9 protein-coding genes are annotated in these 12,588 nt (G+C 45.8%); all 9 read left to right on the top strand.

What is annotated here, in order from left to right; all coding sequences use genetic code 11:
• Positions 1-165 precede the first annotated feature (165 nt).
• The 9 genes from HMPREF1535_RS21320 to rpiB all read left to right on the top strand — a co-directional run bounded on the left by HMPREF1535_RS21320 (position 166) and on the right by rpiB (position 12,588).
• Positions 166-1,695: a hypothetical protein gene (locus HMPREF1535_RS21320; protein WP_044214345.1), complete on the top strand. Its 1,530-nt coding sequence runs from the start codon at positions 166-168 to the stop codon at positions 1,693-1,695.
• 86 nt (positions 1,696-1,781) lie between these two features.
• Positions 1,782-3,506 (top strand): ABC transporter ATP-binding protein, encoded by a 1,725-nt coding sequence (locus HMPREF1535_RS21325; RefSeq protein ID WP_007658266.1) that lies wholly within the window; start codon positions 1,782-1,784, stop codon positions 3,504-3,506.
• A gap of 3 nt (positions 3,507-3,509) precedes the next feature.
• Positions 3,510-5,276, top strand: coding sequence for an ABC transporter ATP-binding protein (locus tag HMPREF1535_RS21330; protein ID WP_046147399.1), 1,767 nt, complete (start codon positions 3,510-3,512; stop codon positions 5,274-5,276).
• Positions 5,277-5,476: 200 nt separating this feature from the next.
• A complete protein-coding gene (locus HMPREF1535_RS21335; RefSeq protein ID WP_007658272.1) occupies positions 5,477-6,553 on the top strand; it encodes an aldose epimerase family protein in 1,077 nt (358 codons plus the stop codon).
• A 46-nt stretch (positions 6,554-6,599) separates the two neighbouring features.
• Entirely contained in the window at positions 6,600-7,856 is a 1,257-nt protein-coding gene (locus HMPREF1535_RS21340) for an MFS transporter (protein WP_007658274.1), read from the top strand.
• Between the two features lie 89 nt (positions 7,857-7,945).
• Positions 7,946-9,091, top strand: coding sequence for a galactokinase (gene galK / locus HMPREF1535_RS21345; RefSeq protein ID WP_007658278.1), 1,146 nt, complete (start codon positions 7,946-7,948; stop codon positions 9,089-9,091).
• 26 nt (positions 9,092-9,117) lie between these two features.
• Positions 9,118-9,810, top strand: coding sequence for an NUDIX hydrolase (locus HMPREF1535_RS21350; RefSeq protein ID WP_046147400.1), 693 nt, complete (start codon positions 9,118-9,120; stop codon positions 9,808-9,810).
• 137 nt (positions 9,811-9,947) lie between these two features.
• Complete coding sequence (locus HMPREF1535_RS21355; RefSeq protein ID WP_046147401.1) at positions 9,948-11,975, top strand: transketolase family protein; 2,028 nt, start codon at positions 9,948-9,950, stop codon at positions 11,973-11,975.
• Positions 11,976-12,156: 181 nt separating this feature from the next.
• Positions 12,157-12,588, top strand: coding sequence for a ribose 5-phosphate isomerase B (gene rpiB, locus HMPREF1535_RS21360; protein ID WP_046147402.1), 432 nt, complete (start codon positions 12,157-12,159; stop codon positions 12,586-12,588).

Raw genomic sequence — 12,588 nt, forward strand, 5'->3', positions numbered from 1 at the left:
CTATACGAATTTAAAGTCTGCAATGAAGCGATACAAATATAGCTCTATATTCTCTACTATTCCATAAATAATTTATCCATACAGATAATCCCAAATAAAAAAAAATTCTAAATTCGTGCACTGATGTTACCTCAAAAACACTTTATAAATAAATCCGTTACTGACATGAAATACACGAATCCTGATCATCTCATACAGCTTATACAGTCTCTGACAAAGGCAGAAAAAAGATACTTCCGTTTATATGCCAATTTGCAAAGTGGTGAAAAGAACTATCTTTTCCTGTTCGACCTGATCAATAAAGGGATTCCTTCCGACGAAGTTTACAGGCTCTATTGCCAGGAGGAAAACAAGAACAATTTCGATATGGCAGCCAAGCATCTTTACCGGGTGATTATGGATTGCCTGGTACATTTACGGAAGAAAGAAGATGTACAGGCAACTATTTTCAACTATATAACAAAAGCAGACATTCTGTTCGAAAGAGAACTGTTTGAAGAAGCCTTCAATCAACTGAATAAAGCCCAAAAACTTGCAGCGACCTATGAAAACGATCCGCTCCTCCTTCTGATACGCCGGACTGAACTTAAATATCTCAGTTCACTCGGCTTCAATGAAATATCTGAACGGGAACTGGTCAATAAACAGATGAAGATCAATGACATCATGAAATATTCAAGAAATATCAATCTTCACCTGCAACTATATGATATTTTAAAACATCGGATTGCCAATAAAGGATATATACGCTCCGAGAAACAAAAAGACAACCTGAATGACCTGGTTTTAAGCGAACTGAATCTGATAGCCAATAATTCCTACAAAGGATTTGAAGCCAGAAAACTACATCTCCTGTTTCAGGCCACTTATTATCTGAATACAGGTAACTATAAATCAGCCATCCGTTTTTATCAGGAACTTATTACTCTTTTCGAATCGAATCAGCACCTGATCCTGAATCCTCCGATTTACTATTTGAGTGCCCTAAAAGGCATTCTCGATAGTCTTCATCTGGCAGGACTGTACCAGGAAATGCCTTTTTTCATAGACCGCCTGAGAAAAATGCAGCAGGGCGACTACGCAACAGAATTTCTTTTGGAAATAAATGCTTCCATCTATCAATATGAGCAAGTTAGTTATATAAATACAGGCAAGTTCGAAATTGCCTTGGAACTATCCGGCAACTATGAAGATCATTTGTTTAAAAAGATCGGCCTGCTCAGGTTGGAAACACAACTAAAACTGTATTTGAATACTGCCATTCTTTATCTGTGCCTGGAAGAACCGGAGAGAGCACACAAAAGCATGAAGAAAATATTCAGCTCCGGCAAACTATTTCATACATTGCCTTCATATAAAACGGCCCGGTTGATAAATCTGCTGATACTGGCTGAACTGGGGGATTACAGCTTTTTCGAAAATGAAATCAACTCCATCAAGCGTAATATTCATTATGAAAAACATATATACCGTACAGAAAAGCTACTGTTCCGTTTTGTCATGTCCTATCCATTGCCGTCTTATCAGAAAGCGCAAAACAAACTGTGGATGCAATTTCAAAAAGAAATAGTAAAAATCAGGGAAGACAAATATGAAAAGCAACTGCTTAAAACATTCGATATACTTTCATGGATAGAAAGTAAACTGACAAACAGACCTTTCGCCGAAATATTAAAAGAAAACTATATCGGATAACCAAAAAGCCTCACCGGGTAAGCAGAAGTGTATTTAACACATCGAACAACTCTTTTCCCAATTATGTTCTATCTTTGCAGAACGACATGGAGAAATATTGGCAAATACTCAAACAATATAAAGGAGGACTGGCAGTCAGTCCGCTGCTTGTACTGATAACTGTACTGTGTGAAACTGTTCAGCCGATGTTTATGGCTGAGATTATCGACAACGGGGTTATGCCTCGTGACCTTTCGGTTATTACACGGGTCGGTACCTTTATGATTTTGATTTCGTTGGCGGGATTATTCGTTAATATCATTAATGTGTATGTGTCTTCCCGCATCGGTATCGGCTTCGGAACCGACTTGCGGACCAGGCTTTTCGACAAGATACAACAACTGTCCTTTTTCGATATAGATAAATTCAGTTCGGCTTCGCTGGTGACACGGTTGACAAGCGATATTTCCCGTATACAGCAAATTGTGCTGATGTCTATGCGGCTTCTGCTCCGTTCTCCCCTTATGTTGGCGATGGCTGTCTTTTTCGTTGTCAGGATTAACCGGGAGCTGGCTGTTGTACTGATAGCCGCCATCCCCATTCTGGGCGGAAGCGTTTACCTGATACTTAGCAAAGGGTTTCCTTATTTCCTGAAAGTACAGCAGAAAGTGGACCAACTGAACGGAGTGGTCAGGGAGAATCTCATTAATATCCGTGTAGTCAAATCGTTCGTCCGGGAAGATTTCGAGACAAAGAAATTTACCAGGAGCAGCGAAGAGTTACGCGATATGGTTATCCGGGCATCCAATATTGTCGTTTCCATATTTCCGGTCATGCAGCTGGTTATGAACTTATCCATCCTGGCTATCCTGTGGCTGGGCGGACAAAAAGTGATGTACGGCGAGTTGAAGGTCGGCGAACTGATTTCGTTCGTCAATTATCTGGCGCAGGTTTTGATGTCACTGATGATGCTTTCCATGATTATTATGTCGTATGCCCGGGCCTCCGCCTCTTCCAAACGTATCCTGGAAGTACTGGATACGAAACCTTCTTTGACCAACACACAAGAAGGTTTGCAGGATAAATACCGGATAGAGAAAGGAGAAGTGACTTTCGACAATGTCGGTTTCCGCTATACCGGCGGGGAAAACGATGTCTTGCAACATATCAGTTTCCGGGCCAACCCGGGCGAAACAATTGCGCTGGTCGGTGCCACCGGTTCTGCCAAAAGCTCCCTGGTGCAACTGATACCGCGTTTATACGACGCCACTTCGGGAGAAATACGGATCGACGGCATCCCGGTAAAAAACTATAACCTGGATGAACTGCATGCCCGCATCGGCATGGTTCTGCAAAAGAACGAACTGTTTACCGGTACCATTATCGACAACCTGAGATGGGGAAAGCCGGACGCTTCGATGGAGGAAATCGAAGAAGCCGCCCGTGCCGCCGAAGCACACGATTTCATCTGCTCCTTCACCGAGGGTTACAATACGTTGCTGGGACGCGGAGGTATCAATGTCTCCGGCGGCCAGAAACAACGTATCTGCATTGCCCGTGCCTTGCTCCGTAAACCGAAAATCCTTATCCTGGACGATAGCACCAGTGCCGTCGATACCGAAACGGAACTGAAAATACGGAACAACCTGAATGCCATGCTGCACGATACAACCGTATTCATCATCACCCAGCGAATCAACACCATGCAGTCTGCCGACCGTGTCATCGTGTTGGAAGACGGCGAGATCAACGCTATCGGAACACCGGACGAACTAATCAAGCGTTCGACCGTCTATCAGGAAATCTATCATTCACAACAAGTATTGTTTTAAGTTATGGCACACGGAGATCACTTGAAAGATAATGCAAAACCCAAAGAAGGACGAAAAACCTTCTGTCGGCTGATATCGTACCTGTCATGCGACCGGCGCTTGTTGTTCGTGATTGGCTTTCTGATTATTGTCAGCATCATAGCCAACCTGCTGGGCTCTTATATGTTACGGCCCATCATCAACGACTATATCATTCCGGGAGATTTCCACGGATTGATACGGATATTGATTATGCTGGCTGTCGTGTATCTGACAGGGGTCGCAGCCGTGTATATCCAATATATATTATTGAACAAGATCGGCCAGCGAACAGTCACCCGGATGCGTTCCGACCTTTTTGAGAAGATGGAACACCTGCCGGTCAAGTATTTCGATACCCATCAGCATGGCGACCTGATGAGCCGTTATACGAATGATATCGACAAGATCAGCGACGCCTTGACCGACAGCCTCTCCGATATGCTCTCCAGCGCTCTGACGCTGATTGGTATCTTCTGCCTGATGCTTTATATCAGTCCGGTCCTGACGCTTGTAACCCTGATTACTGTCCCGCTGATGTTCCTCAGCGCAAAAGAAATTGTAAAGCGAAGCCGCAAATATTTCAAAGCACAGCAGGAATCTATCGGTACACTGAACGGTTATATCGAAGAAATGATAAGCGGACAAAAGGTCGTCAAAGTATTCGGCCATGAAAAGAAAGTAAATGCCGACTTTGAAGTGCAGAACAACGATCTGAAAGAGAAGTCGCAAAAGGCCCAGTTCTACTCCGGACTGATGATGCCCGTCATGCAGAACCTGAATACGCTGAATTATGTATTTATCACCATCGTCGGCGCCCTGCTCGCCATCTTCCGCGGATTCGATGTCGGCGGACTGGCCGCCTTCCTGCAATACTCCCGCCAGTTCGGGCGCCCGATCAACGAACTCGCCAGCCTCTACAACAGTATCCAGGCTGCTATAGCCGGTGCCGAACGTATCTTTGAAGTCATAGACGAAACACCCGAAGCGCCGGATACTTCCGACGCAATCGCATTACAGCATGTACAAGGCGACGTAGCCATGAAAGACGTTTATTTCGGATACAAACCGGAGAAAACGATTCTGAAAGGAATCTCCCTGCATGCAAGGGCCGGCTGCAAAATAGCCCTGGTCGGTGCCACCGGAGCCGGAAAAACAACTATCCTGAACATGTTCCCCCGCTTCTTCGATATCCGGTCGGGAGAAATCACGATAGACGGTCATCCCATCCGCCGGATCAAACGAAACAACCTGCGTCAATCCATGGCAATCGTCCTCCAGGATACGCATCTCTTTACCGGAACCGTACGCGAAAATATCCGTTTCGGCCGTCTCGATGCGACCGACGAAGAAGTCATTGCCGCTGCCAAACTAACGGCTGCCCATTCCTTTATCAAGCGCCTCCCCCAAGGCTATGACACGCTCCTTGAAAACGACGGTGCCAACCTGAGCCAGGGACAGCGCCAGTTACTCAACATCGCCCGTGCCGCCATTGCCGACCCTCCCATCCTGCTACTGGATGAAGCGACCAGCAATATCGACACCCGCAGCGAAATCCTTATCCAGAAAGGTCTCGACCAACTGATGCAAGGACGTACGAGCCTCATCATCGCCCACCGTCTCTCAACAGTGAGAAACGCCGACCTTATCCTCGTCCTCGAACATGGAAAGATTATCGAACAAGGCAGCCATCAGGAATTACTGGCACTGAAAGGGAAATATTACTCCCTCAACCAGGAACAGTTCGAATGAGTACGACCCTCTCAGCAGGAAATGATACAACAAGGGCAACCTGACTGGGATTGCAAAACGTATTCTTCGCTTCCAGAAAGGTGGATAATACACTCTTTTGACAGACAAAAAGCCGCTTTATGCTTTATAACATCTTTTCGCGCATCCTACTTACAAAGAAGTAGGCTAATTTTACACGCAATTTTGATAACATTACATACATGAAGAACAAGAATACACTGTCTGGCTTGGCTGTTGCAAATTTCAGCAAGCAAATAGACGGGAAGGAGACGATGCTATGTATCCTGACCAATAAAAAAGGTGCAGAACTTACCATTACCAACTACGGTGCAAAAATTGTATCGCTTATGGTACCGGATCGGTCCGGCAAGTTAACCGATGTAGTTACCGGACATAATTCCCTCGATGATTATCTGGTCTCTGAAGAACCTTACTTCGGAGCAATCTGCGGCCGCTACGGTAACCGCATTGCCAAAGGAACATTTACACTGGATGGTATTGTATACGATAAGCTGGCTATCAACAACGGCCCCAACAGCCTCCACGGAGGACTAAAAGGTTTCAATTCCGTTGTGTGGGACGCTAATCAAACCGACGACCAGACCGTAGAACTGAAATATACCTCAGCCGACGGCGAAGAAGGTTTCCCCGGCACACTACAGACTACTGTCACTTATCACCTGACCGACGACAATGAAGTCGTGATCATGTATCAGGCCGTAACAGACAAGCCTACCGTATTAAATCTGACCAACCACTCCTACTTCAACCTGTCAGGAGCCGGTGACCCGTCAGTTGCAGACCATACGTTAACCATCAATGCAGACTATTATCTGCCTACGGATGAAACTGCCATTCCTTACGGTGCCCCCGAAAAAGTAGAAGGTACGCCGATGGACTTCCGCACTCCTTATCTGGTAGGTACCCGCATCGACGAACCGACCGACCAGTTGACCTGGGCAAGAGGTTATGACCATACCTATATATTAAATAAGGAAGAAGGCGAACTGGGTTTCTGTGCCCGCTGTCAATCTCCCAAGACCGGTATCATCATGGAAACATATACTACTCAACCGGGCGTACAATTATATACAGGTAACTGGATGACCGGCAATTTCGAAGGAAAGAACGGACAACGCTATCCGGCAAGAGCAGCCTTATGCCTGGAAACACAACATTTCCCCGATAGTCCGAACAAACCGGAATATCCGTCGACCGTACTTCGTCCGGGAGAAGTTTTCGAAAGCAAGACTATCTATAAATTCTCAGCCGAATAACAAATAACAAAATTAATATATCAATAACAATAAAAAAGATCAATCAATGACTCAAGAAAAAAAACAATGGGGTGCCATCATCATTATGATTGCACTTTTTGCAATGATTGCATTCGTGACTAACCTTTGTTCACCAATGGCTATTATCGTAAAGAACGACTTTGGAGCAAGTAATGTTCTTGCTCAAATTGGAAACTATGGTAACTTCATTGCCTATCTGGTAATGGGTATCCCTGCCGGTATGCTTATCGCCAAATACGGCTACAAGAAAACAGCTCTTATCGGTCTTGCCGTAGGTGTCATAGGTATTTTAGTTCAATGGTTGAGTGGCCATGTGGGCAAAGATAGCGCTTTCCTGGTTTACCTGATCGGAGCATTTATCAGCGGTTTCACAATGTGTATTCTTAACTGTGTGGTTAATCCGATGCTTAACCTGCTCGGTGGCGGTGGTAACAAGGGTAACCAGCTTATCCAGCTCGGAGGCGTGTTCAATAGTACGGCGGCCGTTGCCTGCTACATCCTGATGGGAGCTCTTATCGGTGATGCAGCCAAAGCACATATTGCCGACGCAACACCGGCATTAATGATCGCCCTTGCTATTTTCGTTATCGCATTCGTAGTTATCATGTTTACTAAAATCGAAGAACCGGAACAGGCTCCTGTCGACACAAGCTTGATCAAAGGCGCTTTAAGCCATCGCCATTTTGCATTGGGAGCACTCGCTATCTTCCTTTACATGAGCGTTGAAGTCGGAACTCCGACCTATATTCTTCAATACCTTACAGCGAAAGGCATACCTGCCAGCACCGTTGGTCTTATTGTAGCTGTTTACTGGTTGATGATGCTTATCGGACGCTTCGTGGGAGCAAGTATCGGTGGTAAGGTTTCCAGCCGCACAATGATCACTATCGTATCGATCGCAACTCTTCTATTGGTTAGCTTCGGTATGTTCTCACCCGAAACAAATACAGTTGAAGTTCCTGGTGTAGACTGGGCTTCATTAAGTGTGATCTGGCAGGAAGTTCCCGTTGGTATTCTGGCATTCCTTCTCGTAGGTCTTTGCACCAGCGTAATGTGGGGCGGTATATTCAACATGGCTGTCGAAGGATTAGGAAAATATACAGCTATTGCCAGCGGTATCTTTATGACGATGGTATTCGGTTGCGCTGTAATGGTTGCCATCCAGGGTTGGGTTGCCGATATGACTGATTATATGACCAGCTACTGGGTTGTACTCTTTAGTGCTGCTTACATTCTGTTCTATGCCGCTATCGGTTCTAAACCATCGAAGAAATCAGAATAAAATAAACAATATGTCTATTCATGAAATTATCCGGTTTTATTCGTAACCGGATAATTTCTTTATTTATAACCTTTAAAAGAAATAATATCATGCAGAAAAAAATCAGAGATAAATTTCAAGAGTTATTCAACACAGAAGGTACTGTATTTGCTTCTCCGGGCCGTATCAACCTGATCGGCGAACACACTGATTACAATGGCGGTTTCGTATTCCCCGGTGCTATCGACAAAGGGATGATCGCAGAGATCAAACCGAACGGAACCGGTAAAGTTCGTGCATTCTCTATCGACCTGAACGATTATGCAGAATTCGGTCTGAACGAAGAAGATGCTCCAAAAGCAAGCTGGGCAAGATACATATTCGGTGTATGCCGTGAGATCATCAAACGTGGCGGCCAGATCCAGGGATTTGATACCGTATTTGCAGGTGATGTTCCTCTGGGTGCCGGTATGTCTTCATCCGCTGCTTTGGAAAGTACCTATGCTTTCGCTTTGAATGAACTCTTCTCTTTGGGTATCGACAAATTCGAATTAGCAAAGATCGGCCAGTCTACAGAACACAACTATTGTGGTGTCAATTGTGGTATCATGGACCAGTTCGCTTCTGTATTCGGTAAAGAAGGAAGCCTGATCCGTCTGGATTGCCGTTCTTTGGAATATAAATACTTCCCGTTCAACCCGGTTGGCTATAAACTGGTATTGCTGGACTCTGTAGTTAAACACGAGCTGGCTTCTTCGGCTTACAACAAACGCCGCCAGTCTTGCGAAAACGCAGCCGCCGCCATCCGCCGCAATCATCCGGAAGTAGAATTCCTGCGTGACGCAACAATGGGCATGCTGAACGAAGTAAAAGGCGATATCAGCGCAGAAGACTATATGCGTGCCGAATATGTGATCGAAGAAGTACAGCGCGTACTCGACGTTTGCGAAGCCCTGGAAAAAGGCGATTACGAAACCGTAGGACAGAAAATGTACGAAACGCATCACGGCATGAGCAAATTGTATGAAGTAAGTTGCGAAGAACTGGACTTCCTGAACGATGTAGCCAAGAAATGTGGCGTAACCGGTTCACGTGTCATGGGTGGCGGTTTCGGCGGTTGCACGATCAACCTCGTAAAAGACGAACTGCACGATGCCTTCATTAAGGAAGCATTCGAATCTTATACAAAGAAATTCGGACACGAACCAAAAGTATATGAAGTAGTAATCAGCGACGGCGCACGCAAACTCGCTTAAAAAATTAATTCAATATCCATAAAATCATGACAGCCGCATTTTATCAGAACGAAGTCAAATTTTTCGTTGCAGTAGATTGTATCATCCTCGGGTTCAACAGAGGTGAACTCAATGTTTTACTTTACAAGCGGAATTTTGAACCTCTGAAAGGACAATGGTCTCTGATGGGCGGCTTTATCAAATCCGGCGAAAGCGTAAACGAAGCGGCATCCCGCGTGCTTACCCAATGCTCCGGTATCGATAATCTTTTTATGGAACAGGTAGGTGCCTACGGAGATGTTACCCGTGACCTCGGGGAACGGGTTATCTCCGTAGCATACTATTCCTTAGTTAACATGAATGACTTCAATCGGGAACTGCTGAAAGAACATAATGCCGAATGGGTAAAAATCAGTGAAATACCCGAATTGATCTTCGACCATAACCAAATGGTTGCCGACACATTGGCGCGTCTGAAAAGAAAAGCAGCCACCTGTCCTATCGGTTTCAACCTTCTTCCGGAGAAATTCACTCTCCCCCAGCTTCAAAGTCTATATGAAGTAATCTATCAAACTCCATTGGATAAACGTAATTTTCGCAAGAAGCTAAACTCCATGGATATCCTGGAAAAACTGGACGAGAAAGATAAAAAGGGCTCTAAAAGAGGCGCTTTCTATTATATGTTCAATAAAGAGAAATATGACCGTCTGCTGAATCAGGGATTCTATTTCTCCTTGTAACTTCCTTGCATATCCGGCTCTCTGCGAGAAATATCGCACGTTAGGAAACTTTACAGAAAATGAATTGTTTGTATGATATGGCGGTCTATAAGAAGAGATTCCCTATCTTTGTGCAAAAATTAAACTAATTCATCAAAATGAACGATATTAAAGTAATGAACAGAGCAGCGGACAATATCCGCGTCCTGGCTGCCTCAATGGTAGAAAAGGCTAAGTCCGGTCATCCGGGTGGTGCAATGGGTGGTGCAGACTTTATCAATGTACTATTCTCAGAGTATTTGGTCTATGATCCTAAGAACCCGGAATGGGAAGGCAGGGATCGCTACTTCCAGGACCCGGGACATATGTCGCCGATGCTTTATTCAGCCCTCGCCCTGACAGGCAAATTCACCATGGAAGAACTGTCTATGTTCCGCCAGTGGGGAAGCCCGACTCCCGGCCATCCGGAAGTTGACATCAAGCGAGGAATCGAAAATACCTCAGGTCCGCTGGGACAAGGCCATACCTACGCCGTAGGTGCTGCTATCGCCGCCAAGTTCCTGAAAGCCCGCCTGGGTGATGTAATGAACCAGACTATTTACGCATATATTTCCGATGGCGGTATCCAGGAAGAAATCTCACAAGGCGCCGGCCGTGTTGCCGGAACACTGGGACTGGACAACCTGATCATGTTCTACGACTCCAACAACATCCAGCTTTCTACAACCGTAGAAGAAGTAACGGCTGAAAATGTCGCTATGAAATATGAAGCATGGGGTTGGAAAGTGATCAGCATCAACGGAAACGATGTAAATGAAATACGCAAGGCTCTGGATGAAGCGAAAGCCGAAACCCAGCGTCCTACCCTGATCATCGGTGATACCATCATGGGTAAAGGTGCCATGGGTGCCGACAAGAGTAACTACGAAAACAAAGTATCTACTCATGGACAACCCCTGTCTGCCGCCGGTGCATCCATCGAAGAAACAATCAAGAACCTGGGAGGTGATCCTCAGAACCCCTTCTCCGTATTCCCGGAAGTTGCCGAACTCTATGCAAAGCGTGCCAAAGAACTGGAAGCTATCGTAGCCGAACGTTATGCAGCTAAAGAAGCATGGGCGAAAGCTAACCCGGAACTGGCAGAAAAGATGAAATTCTGGTTCTCAGGCAAAGCCCCGAAACTGGATTGGGAAGCTATCGAACAGAAAGCAAACCAGGCAACCCGTGCCGCATCCGCTACCGTATTAGGCGTACTGGCTACAAAGGTTGAAAATATGATCTGCTCATCCGCCGACCTGTCCAACTCGGACAAGACAGACGGTTTCCTGAAGAAAACGCATTCATTCGTGAAAGGCGACTTCAGCGGTGCCTTCTTCCAGGCCGGTGTTTCCGAACTGACAATGGCCTGTGTATGTATCGGTATGTCACTGCACGGCGGCGTGATCGTGGCTTGCGGTACCTTCTTCGTATTCTCCGATTATATGAAGCCTGCAATCCGTATGGCTGCATTGATGGAACAACCGGTGAAGTTCATCTGGTCGCACGATGCCTTCCGTGTTGGTGAAGACGGACCGACTCACGAACCGGTTGAACAGGAAGCACAAATCCGCCTGATGGAAAAACTGAAGAACCATAAGGGCCACAACTCTATGCTGGTTCTCCGTCCGGCCGATGTCATTGAAACAACCGTTGCATGGAAGATGGCAATGGAAAATACAGCCACTCCTACCGCTTTGATCCTTTCCCGTCAGAACATCACTGACCTGCCCTCCAAAGGTAATCGTTACAACGAAGCCTTGCAGGCCGAAAAGGGTGCCTATATTGTAGAAAGCGACGAAAACCCGGACGTTATCATGGTCGCTTCCGGCTCGGAAGTTGCTACATTGGAAGAAGGAGCAGCCTTGCTTCGTGCCGACGGTGTAAAGGTTCGTGTCGTATCTGTTCCTTCCGAAGGGTTATTCCGTAGCCAGAGCAAAGAATACCAGGAATCTGTTATTCCGGCAGGAAGTAAGATATTCGGCCTGACTGCCGGTCTGCCCGTCAATCTGGAAGGCCTAGTCGGAGCAAATGGCAAGGTTTGGGGTCTGGAATCGTTCGGATTCTCCGCTCCTTACAAGGTGCTCGACGAAAAGCTGGGCTTCACAGGACAGAATGTATACAATCAAGTTAAAGAATTATTAGCATAAGAAACTACTGGTAAAAGAGGGCTGTTTGTTCCTATTACTTTCAAGGGTCTGTTGAAGCAGGCTTCAAGCATGTCTTGAAGGAGGTTTCAAGGGACTCTTGAAGGAGGTTTCAAGCGGTCCTTGAAAGGAGCTTCAAGCATGCCTTGAAAACACTCTTTTTTACTACCTCTAACAGATAAAGATGAAAACACTAGGTTTATGTTGTGACCACGCAGGTTACGAACTAAAAGAGTATGTGAAACAAATACTGGATTCTAAAGGATTATCCTATAAGGATTTCGGAACCTGCTCTGCAGAAAGTTGCGATTATCCCGATTTCGCCCATCCGTTGGCTTACGCTGTAGAAGCCGGGGAAGTATATCCCGGAATAGCGATCTGCGGCTCAGGAAATGGTATCGCAATAACTTTAAACAAACACCAGGGAATACGGGCCGCTTTATGCTGGCAGGAAGAAATTGCACGACTGGCTCGTGAACACAATGATGCCAACATACTTGTCATGCCCGGTCGGTTTATCAGTCAGGAGGAAGCTACTCGCACCGTCGAAGCCTTTTTAAACACTCCGTTCGAAGGCGGTCGACATATACGAAGAATAAACAAAATCCCGTTGTAA

The organism is Parabacteroides goldsteinii DSM 19448 = WAL 12034, from assembly GCF_000969835.1.
GTDB classification, from domain to species: Bacteria; Bacteroidota; Bacteroidia; order Bacteroidales; family Tannerellaceae; genus Parabacteroides; species Parabacteroides goldsteinii.